General features: G+C 67.0%; 15 protein-coding genes and 1 riboswitch. Of the genes, 8 read left to right on the top strand and 7 right to left on the bottom strand.

Going from position 1 to position 18,727, the window contains the following annotated elements; translation table 11 throughout:
- Positions 1-217 precede the first annotated feature (217 nt).
- On the top strand, positions 218-1,360 hold the full coding sequence (locus JNB89_RS00600; protein ID WP_220360858.1) for a metallophosphoesterase family protein: 1,143 nt from the start codon (positions 218-220) through the stop codon (positions 1,358-1,360).
- On the top strand, positions 1,357-3,981 hold the full coding sequence (locus JNB89_RS00595) for an AAA family ATPase (protein ID WP_220360857.1): 2,625 nt from the start codon (positions 1,357-1,359) through the stop codon (positions 3,979-3,981). Before JNB89_RS00600 ends, JNB89_RS00595 begins: the two co-directional genes overlap by 4 nt.
- Positions 3,982-4,006: 25 nt before the next feature.
- Here the strand turns inward: JNB89_RS00595 and cobJ are convergent, their stop codons facing one another.
- From cobJ to cobG, 4 genes are read right to left on the bottom strand one after another with little or no spacing between them, the layout of a single operon-like run.
- The gene (cobJ, locus tag JNB89_RS00590; protein ID WP_220361248.1) at positions 4,007-5,890 is read right to left on the bottom strand and encodes a precorrin-3B C(17)-methyltransferase; all 1,884 of its coding nucleotides are present in this window, start codon (positions 5,888-5,890) and stop codon (positions 4,007-4,009) included.
- Positions 5,887-6,630, bottom strand: coding sequence for a precorrin-2 C(20)-methyltransferase (locus JNB89_RS00585; protein ID WP_220360856.1), 744 nt, complete (start codon positions 6,628-6,630; stop codon positions 5,887-5,889). The genes cobJ and JNB89_RS00585 overlap by 4 nt, the downstream gene beginning before the upstream one ends.
- Positions 6,627-7,253 carry a precorrin-8X methylmutase gene (locus tag JNB89_RS00580; protein WP_135892069.1) on the bottom strand — a complete coding sequence of 209 codons (627 nt, stop codon included), beginning with the start codon at positions 7,251-7,253 and terminating at the stop codon, positions 6,627-6,629. The genes JNB89_RS00585 and JNB89_RS00580 overlap by 4 nt, the downstream gene beginning before the upstream one ends.
- A gap of 5 nt (positions 7,254-7,258) precedes the next feature.
- The gene (gene cobG, locus JNB89_RS00575) at positions 7,259-8,830 is read right to left on the bottom strand and encodes a precorrin-3B synthase (protein ID WP_276572766.1); all 1,572 of its coding nucleotides are present in this window, start codon (positions 8,828-8,830) and stop codon (positions 7,259-7,261) included.
- Positions 8,831-8,922: 92 nt separating this feature from the next.
- A riboswitch (cobalamin riboswitch) is annotated at positions 8,923-9,112 on the bottom strand.
- A gap of 83 nt (positions 9,113-9,195) precedes the next feature.
- Here cobG and cbiE point away from each other — a divergent pair.
- Genes cbiE through cobM form a run of 4 tightly spaced genes read left to right on the top strand, consistent with a single transcriptional unit; the run spans position 9,196 to position 13,013 of the window.
- Positions 9,196-10,446 (top strand): precorrin-6y C5,15-methyltransferase (decarboxylating) subunit CbiE, encoded by a 1,251-nt coding sequence (gene cbiE / locus JNB89_RS00570; RefSeq protein WP_220360855.1) that lies wholly within the window; start codon positions 9,196-9,198, stop codon positions 10,444-10,446.
- 5 nt (positions 10,447-10,451) lie between these two features.
- A complete protein-coding gene (locus JNB89_RS00565; RefSeq protein WP_220360854.1) occupies positions 10,452-11,540 on the top strand; it encodes a cobalt-precorrin-5B (C(1))-methyltransferase in 1,089 nt (362 codons plus the stop codon).
- On the top strand, positions 11,537-12,259 hold the full coding sequence (locus tag JNB89_RS00560; protein WP_220360853.1) for a cobalt-precorrin-6A reductase: 723 nt from the start codon (positions 11,537-11,539) through the stop codon (positions 12,257-12,259). Before JNB89_RS00565 ends, JNB89_RS00560 begins: the two co-directional genes overlap by 4 nt.
- Positions 12,260-12,287: 28 nt before the next feature.
- Positions 12,288-13,013 carry a precorrin-4 C(11)-methyltransferase gene (gene cobM, locus JNB89_RS00555; protein ID WP_220360852.1) on the top strand — a complete coding sequence of 242 codons (726 nt, stop codon included), beginning with the start codon at positions 12,288-12,290 and terminating at the stop codon, positions 13,011-13,013.
- Between the two features lie 72 nt (positions 13,014-13,085).
- Here cobM and JNB89_RS00550 read toward each other — a convergent pair whose 3' ends face one another.
- Positions 13,086-14,579 (bottom strand): MDR family MFS transporter, encoded by a 1,494-nt coding sequence (locus tag JNB89_RS00550; protein WP_220360851.1) that lies wholly within the window; start codon positions 14,577-14,579, stop codon positions 13,086-13,088.
- 179 nt (positions 14,580-14,758) lie between these two features.
- On the opposite strand from JNB89_RS00550, the gene JNB89_RS00545 reads away from it, so the two are divergent.
- Both JNB89_RS00545 and JNB89_RS00540 read left to right on the top strand, forming a co-directional pair.
- A complete protein-coding gene (locus JNB89_RS00545; RefSeq protein WP_013341209.1) occupies positions 14,759-15,031 on the top strand; it encodes a DUF1488 domain-containing protein in 273 nt (90 codons plus the stop codon).
- A gap of 240 nt (positions 15,032-15,271) precedes the next feature.
- Positions 15,272-15,907: a carbonic anhydrase gene (locus tag JNB89_RS00540; RefSeq protein WP_013341208.1), complete on the top strand. Its 636-nt coding sequence runs from the start codon at positions 15,272-15,274 to the stop codon at positions 15,905-15,907.
- Between the two features lie 19 nt (positions 15,908-15,926).
- Here the strand turns inward: JNB89_RS00540 and JNB89_RS00535 are convergent, their stop codons facing one another.
- Entirely contained in the window at positions 15,927-16,517 is a 591-nt protein-coding gene (locus JNB89_RS00535) for an alpha-ketoglutarate-dependent dioxygenase AlkB (RefSeq protein WP_198140001.1), read from the bottom strand.
- A gap of 165 nt (positions 16,518-16,682) precedes the next feature.
- Complete coding sequence (gene treA / locus JNB89_RS00530; protein ID WP_220360850.1) at positions 16,683-18,386, bottom strand: alpha,alpha-trehalase TreA; 1,704 nt, start codon at positions 18,384-18,386, stop codon at positions 16,683-16,685.
- Positions 18,387-18,727: the final 341 nt, after the last annotated feature.

The following is an 18,727-nucleotide window of genomic DNA, read 5'->3' as shown; positions in this document are numbered from 1 at the left end:
CGTGCGCGGCACGCGGCGAACGTATCGGGTGCAAAGCGGGCGACGCACGGTGCGCTTTGCCGCTTGTTGCCGCTTGTGCCCACTTTTTGCCGCTTGCGCGCGGTAACATGTACGGTTGAACTGTCGCGACGATGGCTGCCCCGTGAGCCCGGCCAGGTGGCTCACGTCGCGCGGCAACGCAAATGAATGCGAGTACATGCAACGCAATGGAGGCACAGTGATCAGGTTTCTGCACACGGCGGACTGGCAGATCGGCACGCAGTTCGGCCAGTTCGAGCCGGACGAGGCAGCGCATCTCGCGCAGGCGCGTTTCGACACGGTACGCCGCATCGCCGAAGAAGCCGCCGCGCGCAAGGTCGACGCGGTGCTCGTGGCCGGCGATGTGTTCGATCTGCAAACGGTGTCCGACACGGTGATCCGGCGTCTCTTTGCCGCGCTGCAAGCGTTCACCGGTCCGTGGATCATGCTGCCGGGCAATCACGACGCGGCGCTCGTCGAAAGCGTATGGACGCGCGCGCAGCGCCTGAATTGCGTGCCGCCGAACGTGCGCGTGGTACTCGAGCCAGGCGTCGTGGTGCTCGACGCATGCCGGTTGGCTCTGCTGTGCGCGCCGCTCACGCAGCGCATCACTTATGACGACACCACCGGTTTCTTCGACCTGGCGGACACCCCGCCAGGCTATCACCGCGTCGGCCTCGCGCACGGCAGCGTGAGCGGCATTCTGCAGGAAGGCATCGACTCGTCAAATCCGATTGCGCCGACGCGCGCAGCGAGCGCACGTCTGGACTATCTCGCGCTCGGCGACTGGCATGGCCACCTGCGCGTCGACGACCGCACGTGGTACGCCGGCACGCACGAGCAGGACCGTTTTCGCGCGAACGATCCGGGCTTCGTGCTCGAAGTGGGCCTGAGCGAGCCGGGCGCGGTGCCGGTGGTGCAGCCGCTGCGCGTCGGCCAATACCAATGGCATCGCTGGGACGAAACGATTGCTGTGCCGACCGACGTGGACGCGCTGAGAACGCGTCTTGCGACCTTGGGCCGCAACGACGTGCTGCGCCTCACGGTGAGCGGCACCGCAGCGCTGGCCGAGGCCGAAGCGCTGCGCGTCGCGGTCGACGAAGCACGCGCCCGCGTGCGCGCATTGCGCGTCGACCTGAGCGCGCTTCACGTGCTGCCCACCACCGAAGACCTGGCCGAGCTCGGCGCGCAAAGCGGCTATCTGGCGAAAGTGGTGGCGCGTCTGCGCGCCATGCAGGAGGACCCGCAGTCCAATCCGCAACAGGTCAAACGCGCTGCCGAAGCATTGCTGCTGCTGGCGCGTTTTCAACGTGAACTGCCGCGTGAGGCGAGGTCCGCATGAAGCTTCAAAGCATCGCAATACAGGAATTCAAGCAGTTCACCGGGCGGCTTTTCATTGACGACCTGCAGCCCGGACTCAATCTTTTCGTCGGGCCGAACGAAGCCGGCAAGAGCACGATTGCCGAGGCGGTGCGCGCGGTGTTCCTCGAGCGCTACAAGGCCTCGCATCTGAAAGATCTGCTGCCATGGGGCAAGGCAAGCGGGCAGCCTTCGGTGGAAGTGAGCTTCGATCTCGACGGCGTGGCCTGCCGCCTGTCGAAGCAGTTCGTCACGCGTCAGCGCTGCGAATTGAAAATCGGCCAGAACGTGTTCGGCGAGGACGAAGCGGAAGACCGGCTCGCCGCCTTGCTCGGTTTCTCGCGCGCCGCGCGCGGACCGCTGAAGGCGGAGAACGCAGGCGTGCCCGGCCTGCTGTGGGTGCAGCAGGGCGGCACCCAGGACATGCGCGATTCGACGGGACATGCGGCGCAGTATCTGCGCGATGCTTTGTCGCAACTGTCGGGCAGCCGCGAAGCGGCGGGAGAAGACGCGTTGATCGCCGTCGTGCAGCGCGAGCTGCGGCAACTGCTGACCGCGCGCACGCAGAAATCCACGGGAGCGCTTGCGGAAGCGGAAGCGGCGTTAAGCGCGCTAAGCGCCGAGCGCGACGACCTCGTGCGGCAGCGCGAGCAGTTCGACGAAAACATCACGCGACTCGCCTCACTGCAGGAAGCATTCGACGACGCGCAACGCAAGAGCCCCTGGTCGCTGCACGAAGAGAAGGCCGCGCTCGCACAACAGCGCGCGGATGCTGCCGCCGACCTCGAGCGCAACGTAGAGGGGCTCGTGCAGGCGCTCAAAGTCAGCGAAGCGGAACTTGCACTGTCGTTGCAGCGGGAACAGGCCGCTGTCGAACTTGAAACGGCCGTCGCCCGTGAGCGGCAGCAGCTCGACGCGGCGCGCGCCAACGTGGCGGCAGCCGAAACCGACCATGCGCAAGCGGCAAGCCGCGTCGCGCAACTGGAGCAGGCCGCCGCCGACGCCAATCGTGCGCTCGAACTCGCCAATGCAGCGGTGAGCGCAGCGGATTTGCGTAACCAGCTAGGCATGCATCGCGCGGAACTCGAACGGTTGCAGGCGGCGATTGGCGCCGCGAGCGAAGCGCATGACGCGCTCGTCGAGGCCACGCGTGCTGCGGCGTCGCTGGAAATAGACGAGGGCAAGCTCAAACAGCTCGCGGCACTGGATGCGTCGTTGACCGTGCTGCGCGCGCGCACGGAAGCGGCGATGACGCGCGTCGAATATCGGCTGAACGGCACCATCACGGTGGATGACGAGCCTGTCAGCGGCGCAGGCGTGCTGCGTGTGGACGAAGAAAAACGCATCGCGCTTGGTGAGCTTGGCGAATTGCGCGTGGTGCCGGGCGTTTCGGATTTGCCCGCGCGTCTGTCCGAACTGGCCGCGCTCGAAGCGCAGCACGCGCAGTTGTTGCAGGCGCTCGGCGTGAGCTCGCTCGCCGAAGCGGAATTCAGGCGCGAGCAATGGAAAGCGCTGCTCGCGCAACAGAAGAGCCACGCGAACGTGCTGCAAGCACATGCGCCGCAAGGCATCGACGCGCTGCGCGCGGCGTCCGCTTCGGCCAGTGCCCGTTTGCAGGCTGCCAGCGAACGGCTGACGGGCCTGCCCGACGTGTCCGCCGCGCTGCCGCTCGACGAAGCGCGACGCCGCGCCGACCTCGCACACGCGGCGCTGGAAAGCGCGCGCAAACTGTTGAGCGACGCAGCGGAGAAACGCTCGACCGGCATCGCCACAGCGGAATCGCTCGCGCTCCAGGTGCAGCGCAAGGAAGCGCAGTTGAGCGACGCGGCGTTTAGCCGCGAGCGCGCGCAGTGGCAGGCGAAGATCGTTGAACAGCGTGTGCAGGTCGAGGCGCTCGCGAGGCAGCGCGAAGGCCGCGAGCGTGAACTACAAGCCGTGCGTCTGGACGATCCGGCGGCCGAGGCCAGGCGCTATCGGGCGTCGGCGGAACTGGCGCGTCAGGAGCAGCATGAGCGGCAGGTCCGCATTGCGCATTTGCGCAGTCAACTGGAGACCGTCGGCGCATCGGGGCTCGGCGAGCGGCTCGCCGCGCTCGAGGCGAAGATCGAGCAGGCCACGCGCCGCAAGGAAGAACTGAGTTTGCGCGCGGGGGCGTTGAGTCTGCTGGACGAAGTACTCGTGGCCGAGCGCGATGCGGCCGTTGCGCAATTGCGCGCGCCGTTGACCGAGCGCCTCGGCCACTATCTGAAGCGGATTTTCCCGCAATCCACGCTTGCGCTCGGCGACGACCTGAGTCCCGCGACGCTGGACCGTTATGGCCGCGCCGACACGCTGGAGGCGCTCAGCTTCGGCACGCGCGAACAGCTTGGCATTCTCACGCGGCTTGCCTACGCGGATCTGCTGAAGGCGGCGGGCCGGCCCACCTTGCTGATGCTCGACGATGCGGCGGTGCATACCGACGCGGCACGGCGCGACGCCATCAAGCGGGCGCTGCTCGACGCCGCCACCCGGCATCAGATACTCGTGTTCACCTGCCACCCTGAACTGTGGGACGACCTGGGCGTGAGGCAGCGCGCCATCGACGATATCAAGGCAGCGGCCTGAGCGTTCGCGCTCTACGCGCCGCGCTTCATGTGTACCAGCGCGGCGTGTAGACCCACTGCGCGCCTTTGGTGAACTGCCGCGTGGTCGACGAGCCCACGATCACCATTGTGCGCATGTCCACGTCGGTTGAACGCAGTTCGGCGAGCGTCAGCGTGCGCAGTGTCGCGCCCGGCCTGCCGATGTCGCGCCCGAGCACCACCTGAGTGGTGGGCGCGCGGTATTCGCGCACGATGTCGAGCGCCTTGTCCAGTTGCCACGGCCGCGCGCGCGAGATCGGGTTGTAGAACGCCATGACGAGGTCGGCTTGCGCTGCATGCCGCAGGCGTTGCTCGATGATGCTCCACGGCTTCAGATTGTCCGACAGCGAGAGCATGCAGAAGTCGTGGCCGAGCGGCGCGCCGGCTTGCGCAGCGGTGGCCATCGCCGCGGAGACGCCGGGCAGGATGCGCAGGTCGACGGCGGCCCACGCGGGGTCGCCGGAGGTGTCGAGCGCTTCGAGCACGGCCGCGGCCATCGCGAACACGCCAGGGTCGCCGGACGACACCATGACCACCGAGCGTCCTTCACTCGCGAGTTCGAACGCGTGGCGTGCGCGCTGCATCTCCTCGCGGTTGTCCGTGCCGTGCACACGCTGATCGGCGCGCAGCGGCCCGGCCATTTTCACGTAGGTCTCGTAGCCGAGAATGTCGGAGGCTTCGTCGAGCGCGCGGCGCGCGGCGGGCACCATCAACGCGGCGCTGCCGGGGCCGAGGCCGATCACGGTCAGCCGGCCGCGCGCGCGGCCTATCGTGTCGGGGTCGATCGCAACAGGCGAAAGGGCGAGCGCGACGCCTTTGTCGTGCGCGTCGTGCTTGTCGTGCTTGTCGTGCTCGCGGGGCAGCGTTTCGTAAGGGATGCGCAGCGCGGCTTGCAACAGGCTTGTTGGTGAACTGCTGTATTCCATATGAGCTTGAGCGGCCCGCGGTTCGGCCTGTCTTTGGGCCCCGCTTTCGGCCGGTGCTTCGGCCGGTGCTTCGGCCTGGCTTTCGGCCCGGCTTGCGACCTCGCTTTTGGCTCGGCCTTCGGCAAAGCGTCCAGCAAACCGTCCGGCAAAGCGCAGCGGCACGCCTAGACTTGCTGCGGCGTCGGCGAGCGCCGCGTTCGTCATCTCTTCCGGCGCTGCCAGCAACGCGGCGAGCGACAGCGTGGCAAGGCCGTGCGCGTCCAGTGAGGCGCGCACGCGGTCCGCGATCGAGGAAGCGCTGCACGCCTCTCCGGTTTGCAGGATCACCGCTGCAACCACGCTGCGCGGGTGAATCACGAGCTCGTCCTCGCGCCCGTCCCACGCGCGCGGCGTGATGCGAATCGCGAGCCGTGCGCGGGCCGAGCGGGGCAGTTGCGCGTCGTCGAGCCAGGGCGCGTCGCCTTCGATCCGCGTGCTCGCGCCCGCCAGCAGGTCCGACACGAAGCGCTTGCCCTGACCGATGTCCGCGAGCGCGTAACCCGGCGGCGGATTGAGCACACAGGTGCCGAACCTGAGCTCACCGCTCGTCGTAATGGCCGGTGCGACGGCGAGCGCGGCGGCAATTTCGCGAGCCATCACGTTCACGCCAGCGAGGCCGCCGAGCAGCGGCACCACCGCGCTGCCGTCTTCGGCGACGGCCAGCACAGCCGGTTCCGCGCCCTTGTTCGACAGCAGCGGCGCGACGCAGCGGATCACGATGCCGGCCGCGCACAACGCGACGATCGGCGTGCCGCGCGCATACAGCTCGCGCAGGTGCGCGCCGAGTTCGCTATAGGCGACATCGACCGTTTCGGCCTGCACGCGCTCGCGCAGCGCGTGCACCTGCGAGCCTGGATACAGCGCCTGGATGCGCCGCGCGGTAGCGAGCGCGCCCGCGCCCAGAATCACGACGGCGGGCGGCGTCATCCTTGCCATTTTTCCCCCGGCACCACGAGCAGCGAGAAATACGGCGACGCCATCGGGTCGACTTCGGCAAGCGGCACGATGCGTTGATTGCCCATCGTCGCGCGCTCCACATACAACGCACGATGCGCGAGGCCAAGCTCGACCAGCACGCGCCGCACCTTGTCGAAATTGCGGCCGAGCTTCATGACGACGGCGGCGTCGGCATCGGCGAGACGGCGCCGCAGTTCGTCTTCGGGCAGCACGCCCGACAGCACCGACAGGCTCTGGTTGCGATACACGAGAGGCGCGCCCAGCACGGCCGCGCCGCCGAGCATCGAGCACACGCCCGGCACCACATCGGTTTCGTAGCGCTCGGCGAGCCGGTCGTGCAGATACATATACGAGCCGTAGAAGAACGGGTCGCCCTCGCAGATCACGGCCACGTCGCGGCCCGCATCGAGATGTGCGCCGACGATCTGCGCCGCGGTGTCGTAGAAGTCCGCGATGATCGCTTCATACGAAAGCGGCGGCTCGAGCGCCTCGGTCGTCACGGGGTAGACGAGTGGCAGGCGCTGCTGGCCGTCGTGCAAATGGGCCTCGATAATGCTGAACGCGTTGCCCTTCTTGCCTTTCGCGACGAAGTACGCGACCACCGGCGCGGCCTTCAGCAGACGCAGCGCCTTGAGCGTGATGAGTTCGGGGTCGCCGGGACCGACGCCCAGTCCGAAGAGACGCCCGCCGGGTTGCCGCGCGCCTGTCATTCGGCCTCCGTCGCGAGTGCGTTGACCGCTGCCGCAGCCATCGCGCTGCCGCCTCGCCGGCCGTGCACGACGACATACGGCACGCCGCGGCTGTCGGCTGCGAGCAGCGCTTTCGATTCCGCCGCGCCGACGAATCCCACCGGAAAGCCGAGAATCAGCGCGGGCTGCGGCGCGCCCGCATCGAGCATGTCGAGCAGATGGAACAGCGCCGTCGGCGCATTGCCGATCACGACGACGCTGCCGGCGAGGCGCGGGCGCCACAATTCGAGCGCCGCAGCCGAGCGCGTATTGCCGAGCGTGCGAGCGAGTTCGGGCACCCGTTCGTCCGTGAGCGTGCAGATCACGTCGTTGTTTGCGGGCAGCCGTGCGCGCGTGATGCCCTGCGCGACCATGCCGGCGTCGCAAAGAATCGGCGCGCCTTGTGCAAGCGCCAGACGGCCCGCTGTGCCGGCCTGCGGCGAGAACGCGAGATCGTCGATCACGTCGACCATTCCGCATGCGTGGATCACACGCACGGCGAGCTTCTCCAGGTCGGCGGGGATGCGCGACAGGTCCGCTTCGGCGCGGATCGTCGCGAAAGACTGGCGGTAGATCTCCGCGCCGTCGCGTATGTAGTCAAGCATTGGTGTTACTCATCTGGGTCATGCCTCGGTTCACTGCTGGCGAGCGGCGCAAGCGCGTCGGCGGCCTGCTCGATAGTCAGTCGGCGCGCGACGCATTCGCCGAAGCCCGGCTGTGCGTTGCGTCGATATAGGTCGTAAATGCCTGGTGCCACCGCGAGCAGTGTGAACGGCGCGCGATGCGCGGCGGCGCAGGAGCGCGGGCAACCGCTCAGGTGCACCTGGGCGGCGGCGGGCAGGCGCCTCGCGAGCGTGAGCGCATCCGTCTTGGTGTCGGCGAGGCTTCTCGCGCAACCGCTCGAACCGGCACACGCAATAAGCCGTGCGGCCGGGTCGCTGGCATCGCAAGCGAAGCCCAGCCTGGTCAGTGCGGCAAGCACGGCAGGCACCGCCTGTGTGCCGATGTCGGGCAGCAGCACGCTTTGCCACGGCGTAATGTGCAGCGTCGCGTTGCCGTGTTGCCGCGCGAGCGCGGCGAGGCGCTGCAACGTGCTTGCGTCAATGCGGCCGAGAAACGGCTGGCCGCCCACATGCCAGGTTCCCGCGTCGCGTTGTGCATGGGCGCCGACGCGCAAGGCGGGCTCGGCGGCGGTGCTGCGTTGCCATTGCGCGAGGGCTGCGTCGCGCTGCAAAGGGAAGTCGACGTAGCGTTGCGCATGCTGCAAGACGGCGTCGACGCAATGCGTGGTGAGAAGATGCCGCATGCGTGTGGCGTCGGCGGCGGCAAGGTCGAGAAACGTGTGCAGCAGCGCGCGCACGAGCGCCGCAACCTGCGCAGGCCGCACTGAAGACAACGCGCCTGCCTGGCCGGTTGCGTTGACGGGCGGGCAACCCGCGAGGCCGAACACGAAGCGGATCTCGCCGCAAGCATCCTGCGATGCCGCGAGCCACACGTCATGTGGATGATCGAGCCGCGCAAGCCGCTCACCGCCGTCCACCAGCAGCGCGAATTTCGGCGACAGCGCCGCGAACCGTGCGTCGCTTTGCAGCAGCCCGAGCAATGCCGCGCAAAGCGGTCGGGTGTCGAAGAGAGCGGACGGGTCGCGGCCCGCCGTGGGGCTGATCATCACGTTGCGGATGTCGTCGGCGGCGCTGGGGGTGAGAGCGGTGGGGGCGGGTAGGGTGCTCATGGTGCTTGCGGCACCTGCTTCACCCGCAGTACTCACAGCACTCGCGGCACTCGCGGCACTCGCTGCACCCGCTGCACCCGCAGCACTCACGCCGCCCAAGTCGGGAAACGAAGCGGCCCCAGCATCGGCACCGCCGTCGAAACCGGCTGTGGCCATCGGCCCGAGACCCGCCTCGACCAACGCCGCGGTCAGCGCCGCTTCGTCGCCGCCGCGAACTCCGCGCAGTTGCAGATTGGCCCGATTCGTCAGCTCGATCACACCCGCCGCATGCCGCGCGCTCGCGTGCGCAATCGCTTCTGCCTGCGCCGCGCCCAGTTCGCCGCCCGGCAGCTTGATCCGGCAGATGCCGCCGTCGCGCGCGGCGACGATCCGCACGAGCCCCGGGCATGCCGAGGGCCGCAGCGCAAGGGCCGCGTCGGGCAGGACAGCAGAGGAGCAGACTGGATTCAAGACGGACACCGCGGTTAGCGTCGCGCGACGGCCCGAGCAAGCCATGAAGCGGCCTGGCTGCGGCATCGGTACACCCCGCCCGATGTTGGCTGGCACGAACAGTCTCGCCGGCAGGTCTCCTGGCTCGCAGGTCGTCGTCCGTCGCGGCCTTCCCGGTTAAACCAGTGGCGTTGAGCGCAGGCGGACTCGCTGCATACAGTTGCGGGGGCAGCCACAGCGCAATCTGTTCTGCGCTGTGTTCCCTGTTAGGCCCCGAAGGGCACCGGCGGCTGTATTATGCCTTTTTTCGGATGGCACAACGAGGCTGGACGCTTTGACCGGCGTGGCGCAGCGCATTGTTTGAGATACCACATGAGGAAGGATGCATGCCGGCGTGGCTGACGGTAGTGGGCATAGGCGACGACGGCTTCGCCGGTTTGGGACGGCCCGCGCGGCGTGCGTTGCTCGAGGCGTCGGTGATTTACGGCGGCGAGCGTCATCTGTCGATGTTGCCGGCGCGGCTTGCCGCACGCCGCGCCGCGTGGCCGCGGCCGTTCGATCTCGCGCCGCTGCTTGCACAGCGGGGCCGCCCGGTGTGCGTGCTCGCAAGCGGCGATCCGATGCTGTTCGGCGTCGGCGCAACGCTCACGCGGCAGTTGCCGGCTGACGAACTGCGCGTGCTGCCGGCGCCTTCGTCGCTGTCGCTCGCCGCTGCGCGCCTCGGCTGGCCGTTGCAGGAGGTGGCCACGGTGTCGCTGGTCGGCCGGCCTTTATCGGCTGTGAATGCTCAGTTGCACGACGGCGCCCGCATGTTCGTATTGAGCGCGGACGGTGGCACGCCGGCAGCCCTTGCGGCCTTGCTGAGCGCGCGCGGCTTCGGCGCGACGCGCATGACCGTGCTCGAACATCTGGGCGGCGACGCCGAGCGACGCATCGACGGCCGCGCGGATCAATGGTCCACAGAGCAGAGCGCCGCGCTCAACCTGATCGCGCTCGAATGCCGCGCGACGGAAGGCGCGCCGCGTCTGCCGCTCACCTGCGGCTTACCCGACGACGCCTTTCGTCACGACGGCCAGTTGACCAAACGCGACGTGCGCGCCATCACGCTCGCGCGTCTCGCCCCGGCGCCCGGCGAATTGCTATGGGACGTGGGCGCGGGCAGCGGCTCCATCGGCATCGAATGGATGCGCGCGCATCCGGCCTGCCGCGCGATTGCCGTGGAAGCCCATGCGGAGCGGCAGCGCTTCATCGAACACAATCGCGACGCGTTGGGCGTGCCCGGTCTGCAACTCGTCGCGGGCCGCGCGCCGCAAGCGCTGGCAGGGCTGCCCGCGCCGGACGCGATTTTCATCGGCGGCGGCGTGACGGCGCCCGGTGTGCTCGAAGCATGCTGGGCGAGTCTGCGCGACGGCGGCCGGCTGGTTGCGAATGCGGTCACGTTGCAGGGCGAGGCCGCGCTCGCTGCGTGGCGCGAGCGCCACGGCGGCACGCTCACGCGCATCGCGCTGGCCGACGCGCAACCGCTCGGCGGGTTCGATACGTGGCGGCAGGCGTTGCCGATCACGTTGCTGGAGGTGGTGAAACCTCGCGACGCTGCGGGTGCGGCAAGCGACCCATCGCGCAATCCCTGCGCTTGACTGCGATGCGCGACGAGACCCCCGAACAACCCGCGCCGCTGCGCAGCGGCTACACGACCGGCAGTTGCGCCACCGCGACCTCGCTGGCGGCGGCGCGTCTGCTGCTCGCGGGCGTGGGGAGCGAGGTCGCCGAGATCGTGCTGCCGAAGGGGCAGCACGTACCCATGCCGCTCGTGTTCTGCCGCCTGACCGATGACGGCGCCGAAGCCGGCACGATCAAGGACGCCGGCGACGATCCCGACGTCACGCATGGCGCGCTGGTGTTCGCGCGGGTTCGGCTCGTTCCAGGGCCGGGGGTGGTGTTTCGCGCAGGGCCGGGCGTCGGCACGGTGACGCGCGCGGGCCTCACGCTCGCGGTCGGCGAGCCGGCCATCAACCCGGTGCCGCGCAAGATGATGACCGAGCACCTCGCGGAACTGGCAGCCGAGCACGGCTATCGCGGCGGTTTCGACGTGACGATCGGCGTGGAGGGCGGTGAAGCGCTCGCGCAGAAAACCATGAACCCGCGGCTCGGCATTCTCGGCGGGCTCTCGATACTGGGCACGACGGGTATCGTGCGGCCGTTTTCGTGCTCCGCCTATATCGCGTCGATTCATCAGGGTATCGACGTCGCGCGCGCCAATGGCTATATGCATCTGGCCGCCTGCACCGGCAACGCGAGCGAAGATGCAATGCGCGCGCACTACGGCTTGCCGGACATAGCGCTGATCGAAATGGGCGATTTTGTCGGCGCAGTGTTAAAGCACATGAAACGCGCGCCGGTCGAGCGCCTCAGTATTTGCGGCGGCTTCGGCAAGCTCAGCAAGCTCGCGGCCGGGCATCTGGACCTGCATAGCCGCAGTTCGAGCATCGACCTCGCATGCCTCGCGAGCTGGGCCGCCGAACACGGCGCCGACGCGACGCTGCAAGCCGCTATTCGCGCGGCCAATACCAGTCAGCAGGCGGTAGCGCTCGCGCATGCGCAGCAGGTGCCGCTCGCCGACATCGTCTGTCAGCATGCGCTGCACGTGGCGCGCGAAATCGTGCCGCCGCAGGTGCAGGTCGAAATGTTCGCCATTGACCGGCAAGGCAATCTGATCGGAGCCGCGCGATGACGCGGGTGCTGCTGCTGGGCGGCACCGGCGACGCGTTGCGGATCGCGCGGCACTTGTCTGCCCGCGACGTGTACAGTCTCGCCGGGCTCGGCAAGGTGCCCGACGATCTGCGCTGCACGGTGCGCGTGGGCGGCTTTGGCGGCGCAGAGGGCTTGCAGCGCTACATCGAACAGGAAGCGATTGGCCTTGTGATCGACGCCACGCACCCGTACGCGGCGCAAATGAGCGCCAACGCGGCGTTGGCGGCGCGCGCCGCTCGCGTGCCCTGCTGGGCTTTGCGCCGGCCCGCATGGCAGCCGCAACCGGGCGACGACTGGCGCATGGTCGGCAACTGGGACGAACTCACGGCGGCACTGGCTGCGTTCAGACGCCCGCTCTTCACGCTCGGGCGCGAGCCGCTCGCACATCTGGACGAAATTCCCGCGCATCAGTTCTGGTTCGTGCGCTGCCTCGACTCGCATGCCGATACGCCGCGTGCCCGCATTCTTGCGGCGCGCGGGCCGTTCACGCTGGAAGGCGAGCGCGCGCTCTTCGCGCTGCAAGGCTTCGACGTGCTCATCAGCAAGAATAGCGGCGGCAGCGCGACTGAAGCGAAGCTCGAAGTCGCACGCGAGCGCGGCTTGCCCGTCGTGATGCTGCGCCGGCCTGCGTTGCCAGCGGTGGAGCGCGAATTCCCCAGCACGACGGATCTGCTCGCGGCGCTCGGTCTGCCGGACTGAACGGTCAGCATCAATCATGGAGTCTTGAATGACGGTGTTTTTTATCGGCGCGGGTCCTGGGGACCCCGAACTGATTACGGTGAAGGGGCAGCGCCTCGTGCGCAGCTGCCCGGTGATTCTTTATGCGGGGTCTCTGGTGCCGGCAGCGGTGCTCGAAGGACATTCGGCGCTCGAAGTGGTGAACACCGCCGAACTCGACCTCGAGCAGATCGTGGCCTTGCTCGAGCGCGCGCACAGGAACGGCCAGGACGTGGCGCGCGTGCATTCCGGCGACCCGTCGTTGTATGGCGCGATCGGCGAACAGATTCGCAGACTGCGCGAGCTCGCGATACCGTATGAAATCGTGCCGGGCGTAACCGCCACGGCTGCATGCGCGGCGACGCTCGGCTGCGAGCTTACGTTGCCCGGCATTTCGCAAACGCTCATTCTCACGCGTTACGCGACCCGAACCGCCATGCCCGAAGGCGAGCAACTCGCCGACCTCGCGCGGCATCGGGCGACGATGGCGATTCACCTCGGCGTGCGGCACCTCGCGCGTATCGTCGACGAGTTACGGCCACATTACGGCGGCGCGTGTCCCGTTGCGGTGGTGTATCGCGCGAGCTGGCCGGACGAGGAAAAGATCACCGGCACGCTCGACGATATTCTCGGCAAGATTCAGTCGACGCAGATAGAACGCACGGCGTTGATTCTGGTTGGAGACGTGCTGGCCGCCGAGGGCTTTGCCAACTCCACGCTGTACGCCAAAAGCTGACAGGGTGCTCGCAGCGCCTGCAACTCGCTCACACCTTGGTGGCGGCGATCACGGCGCTGGCGTCTGAACGGCTCAGTCTTCGAGCGGCGCGAGCGCTTCTAGCGGCATCTTTTTCTCGCCGCCAATGTTGATGGCCGGCACCAGCGCGAGCAGCACGACGACGAAAATCGCAATCGCGAAGAGCGACACGAAGGTCAGGTGCAGCGACTGATGCAGCACCGTGCGCACGGCCTCGCTGCCGGCGAAGTTCGCCGCCTGGTTCTGCAGCAGGCTCTTCAGTTGATCGGAGGTCACCACCGCGCTGCCTTGCGAATGGCTCAGACCGAAGTTCAGCACCGCGCCGAAAAGGGTCGCGCCAAGCGTACTGCCGAGGTTGCGCGAGAACAGGTTCGACGCGGTCGCGCTGCCGCGTTCGTCCATCTTCACGATCTCCTGGATCAGCATGAGGCAACTGACGCTCGAAATGCCCATGCCGAAGCCCATGACGAGCGAACCCAGGCCCGCGACCACCGGCGAGCCGCCCGGTGCGAGAAAGAGCAGCAGCACCGCGCCGACGGGAATGAACGCGCTGCCGCCAATCAGCATGCGCCGCAAGCCGATACGGTGAAACGCCTTCGCCGCGAGCGTGGCGCCGGTCGGCCAGCCGACCATCATCATCGTGAGCGCGAGGCCGGCAATCACGGGCGAGCGGTTCAGCACGCCTTGCACGTACATCGGCAGAAACGTGGTCGAGCCCATCAGGATCATGCCGGAGAGCAACGTCGCGCCGTTGCACGCGGCGATCGGGCGGCGGCTCCACAGCGCGAACGAGATCATCGGCTCGCTCGCGCGGCGCTCCTGCAGCACGAACAGCAGCAGACACACGACGAATGCACCCGCAGCCATCGATGCATGCGCGAGGTCGTCGTCGCCCGCGTAGGTGAGCGCGGTCATCAACGCGGCGATGGCGGCCATGAAAAGCGCGGCGCCCGCGAAGTCGATGGAAGGGCGCGCGTGCCGCTCGGACTCGCGCAGGAACGCAATGAAGCCTGCCGCCGATGCGAGGCCGATCGGCACGTTCATCCAGAAGATCCACGCCCACGACATGTTGTGGATGATGAAGCCGCCGACCATCGGCCCGATAACCGCGGCAATCGCCCAGACGCTCGCGAGATAGCCCTGCACCTTGCCGCGTTCGCGTGCGGGGTAAAGGTCCGCGACAATGGTGAGCGTAACCGGCTGGATCGCGCCTGCGCCAATGCCCTGAATCAGACGGAACGCGATCATCGCCGGCATGGACCAGGCAAAGCCAGCGAGCACCGAGCCGAGCAGAAAGATGGCGATGCCGGCCAGTGCGATCGGCTTGCGGCCGTATAGATCAGCGAGCTTGCCGAACACCACGGTCATGGCCGTTTGAGCGAGCAGAAACGACGAGAAGACCCAGCTATACAGATGCAGATCGCCGAGTTGCGCGACGATCTGCGGCATGGCGGTGGAGACAATGGTGGCTTCAATGGCGACCATCGCCATGGATGCCATTACAGCGGCAATGACCAGAGGGCGTGACGATTGCGGATTGCGGGACATGGGGTGGAGTTGGTATCAGAATAGTAGGTGCGCGGGCGAGGCGGCGCATCGGCCGCGGCCGACTCCGAGTATGCACCTTGCGCGCGATCCGCGCAGTCTGTCGCACGCGGGCAGGCGGCGTGGCGGCGTGGCACGGCGCTTGCGACTGACGACATTCTTTCGACACATGGAGGGTCATTATGAGGATCGAATTCACCGGACGCCGTGAAGTGGTGGCGGCCGCGCGCGTCGCCTTCGAAGCCAATGTCGATGGAAAGGACGTCTGGTGCAGCGTCTCGCTCGACGCGCTGAACGACCATTTCGGCAACGGCGGACCGTCGGCTCACGACCTGGTGGGCACTTTCGAGGCGAACCGCGCGCAGATTGAGAAGGCCGCGACGCGCGTGCTCGAAAAGAACGGCGGGCAATCCGTGGAACTGGAAACGCGCGACTTCGACAAGACAGGCCCTTGACGACGGGTTTTGCCGGTCCGCCGGTCCGCCGGCATGCCGCCGACATGCCGCCGGCATGCCGCCGCGGCACGCGCGGACCTGACTGACACGGCAGACACGCGGCGGCATGAGGGACGCACCTGACCTGGGCGCCGCAACGCGGTATAGTCGCGCGAACCGCCCGCGGCCGCCGCAGGCGCCAGCATGCACAAGCTGGCTGAACGGGGCGCGCCGCGTAACTTCGACTATCTGGAGAACATCGTGCAGGAAATCATCGAGGGCTTGATCCGCTTTCAACGCGAAGTGTTTCCGCAGCAAAGCGCCTTGTTCAAGCGCCTGTCCACCGCGCAAAGCCCGAGCACGCTTTTCGTGACCTGCTCGGACAGCCGCGTGGTTCCTGAACTGCTGACGCAGGCAGAGCCGGGCGCGCTTTTCGTGATTCGTAATGCGGGCAACATCGTGCCTTCGTATGGTCCCGAGCCCGGCGGCGTGTCGGCGACGGTCGAATATGCGGTCGCGGTGCTTGGCGTGCGCGACATCGTGATATGCGGGCACTCGAACTGCGGCGCGATGACCGCGATCACGGCCAACACCAACCTGGAGCGCCTGCCGGCAGTGGCGGGCTGGCTGCGCCACGCGGATGCCGCGAAGGCCATCAACGCGTCGCGCAGCTACGAGTCGCCCGCGCAACGGCTCGACGCGCTGGTCAAGGACAACGTGGTCGCGCAGTTGGCGAACATTCGGACGCATCCTTCCGTTGCGGTCGGGCTCGCGAACAAGACCCTGCAGCTGCACGGCTGGATTTTCGACATCGAGAGCGGGGTGATGCTCGCACTCGACGGCCGCACCGGTCAATTCGTGCCCTTGCTCGAGAATCCGGACATTTTTGCCGTGTGAGCCGTGCGCCAATGCCCGGTTAGTCGCGCGGACCGTTGTAGCAGCGAAACGCGAGGCTGATGCGCGGCCCGACGCTTTCCACGAGCTTGGGAATGCCGTGGTCGTGCGTGAATTGCGACGCGTAGCTCATGACAAGGCAACTGCCCGGCTCCAGTTCCACATGCACGGCGCGGCCGGGACCTTTTTTCGGGCGGATTGTCATGCGCCGCGCGGCGCCGAGCGACACGATCGCAATCGGCGCGCCGCGCACCAGGTTGGCGGTTTTGTCGTTGTGCGGCGCGACGCTGTCATGTTCGTCCCGGTACAGGTTGAGCCCCACGCGGTTAAACGGCGCGCCGACGAGCGAGCGCACCGCCTCGAACGCCGCGCCAAGCGGCGCGGGCAGGTCCGCCGATTCGCGTAGGAACGTGGCGATCAGCCGGGGCACCGCCACTTCGCGCTCATACATCATGCGCTGATGGCTGCTCCAGCCAATGCTGTTCAGCAACTCGACAAACCACTGCTGCGCAATATCCGGCGCGATGGACTCGGGCAGGTAACGGATTCCGCCTTCACGGTCACTGAACAGGCTGACCGGTTCCGGGGCAAAGAGTCCTTGCTGGGACGCCATGATCGAACGCCGGGCGGGCACGGGCCCGCCGGGAAATGACTGGTTCATACGAGTCATTATACTGTGTTTTTGTACAGTATTGCGGACGCTCGCCCGGACTCGCCTTCCTCCAAGCGTGGTCTCCTCGCGCCGCCCGTGCCCGCCCGGCGCGCGCTGCCGTCTGGCTTATTCGCCCGGACTGTACAGGTCGAGCAGTTTCAGCGTCACGCCATTGGTCCAGCCAAAGCCGTCCTGAAGCGGATATTCGCCTCCGCCGCCACCGCCGGTGCCTGCGCCTTCCACTACGTACTTCTCCACCAGCTTTTTATCGGTCGCATAAACGCCCTTTACGTCGGCGAGAAAACGTGTGCCGATCTGTTGCGCGAGCGCGTCCTGACCATAGCGCTTCAAGCCCTGAATGGCGACCCAATGCAGCGGCGCCCAGCCGTTCGGTGCATCCCACTGTTGCGTGGTGTTGTAGGTCGTCGTGACAAGGCCGCCCGGTTGCAGCAACGTCGATTGCACCTGCTGCGCGGTCTTTTTCGCGCGATCCGGCCATGCAGCGCCGACGAACAGCGGAAACACCATGGCCGCCGTCTTGTTGTCGCGTGGTTTGCCGAGCTGCCAGTCGTAGTCGCCGTAGTAGCCGTTCGAATTCCACAGGTAGCGGTTGATGCCGAGCGCGCGCTTCGCTGCGCGTGCCGTGAATTCGCCGACACAGCGGAAATCGCGCGTCTCGCCGCAGCCTTTCGCAATGCTGATCTCCAGGTGGAACATCAGGCTGTTCAGATCGACCGGAACGATCGACGTGGTGCGCACCGTCGCGAGCGTCATGTTGTCGCCGAACCAGCGCGAACTGAAGTCCCAACCGCTTTCGGCGGTGGCGCGCAATTCGCGGTACACGTCGTTCGGATTGCGGCCGGTCGCCTTTTGCGCGGTCTGTATGTCCTCCAGATACGATTCGTCGCGCGGCGTGTCCAGCTCGTCCCAATAGCGGTTCAGGACAGTGCGGTCAGGCATCACGACCACGTTGCGCGTGGCCGAGCCGGCCGACGTCGAGCTTTCGCCCTGCATCCAGTAGCCGTATTCCTTGCGCAGCGCAGGCAGGTACTTCTGATAGACGCCGTGGCCTTCCACTTTGGACGCGAGCTCCACCATGTGCGAGAAGAAGGGCGGCTGCGAGCGGTCGAGGTAATACGTGCGATTGCCGTTCGGAATATGGCCGAACTTGTCGATCATGTATGCGAAGTTGTCGAGCATGTTGTCGACCAGGTCTTCGCGGCCGGCTTCCTGCAAGCCGAGCATCGTGAAGTAGGTGTCCCAGTAGTAGCCTTCGCGAAAGCGTCCGCCGGGCACTACGTAGGGCTTCGGCAACGGGATCAGCGAACTGTTAGGCGGCGCGCTCGTGGTCGTGCGCGTGAGAGCGGGCCACAGCCAGTTGATGTGCTCGCGCAGCGTCTGGTTCGCGGGCGGGGTGATTACCGGCTCGCTCGGCGGCGTGAAATACTGGTTCACGAAGTTCGCGAGCGAAAACCCCGGATTGTTCTTCTGCTGCTGATAAAGCTGCACGATGACGGCGGGGTCCGCATTAGGCGTTGCGTCGACGAAGGTCTTCTGGTCCGGATAGATCTGTGCCGTTTGCACGGCAACGAACAGCTCGCCATACAGTATGTCCGGTGCGGGCGGCAACGTGCCGCCGACCTGCGTGTCCGCATGACAAAGCGATGAAAGACCAAAGAGGAAGGCAAAGCCCGAAACGGCGGCCGCGCGCTGCAGATACTTCAGGCGGGCGCCGGGAGGCAAAGGCCGCGGTAAACCGTTGGGACAGCCAGGCATGCCGGGCGCGCGGCCGGCACAGCGAATGCTGCGCGCTTGCAATGACACAATCATGTCTCCTCCTGAAGGAATGGACAACAGGATTGGTCTGCCTCTCACACCCTCTCGTTCGATGACCTGCCGTGCCCTGCGTTTGGGGCGTGGCTAGCATCGCATAAAAGCGGGCTCGCTTCAAACTATGCTGCGTGAATCGCAAGAGCCTGGCTCTGGCAAGGGAGTGCGATGTAGCGATCGCGACGAGGCGTGATTAATTCGGATGGCGAAGCATTGTGGCGGGCGAAACCGCGTTGTGGATTGCCGATCTCTGCTGCAATAGCGGTGGCCCTCCACGCATCTGCGCGATGCTCATGTGCTGCGCACGCGCTCTTCCTGTGCGCACGCGACGCCGTGCCCAA

It is taken from the genome of Paraburkholderia phenoliruptrix (assembly GCF_019511605.1).
Taxonomy (GTDB): Bacteria; Pseudomonadota; Gammaproteobacteria; order Burkholderiales; family Burkholderiaceae; genus Paraburkholderia; species Paraburkholderia phenoliruptrix_A.
Note: the sequence above shows the minus strand (reverse complement) of the source record. Positions and strands in the feature narration are given on the sequence as shown.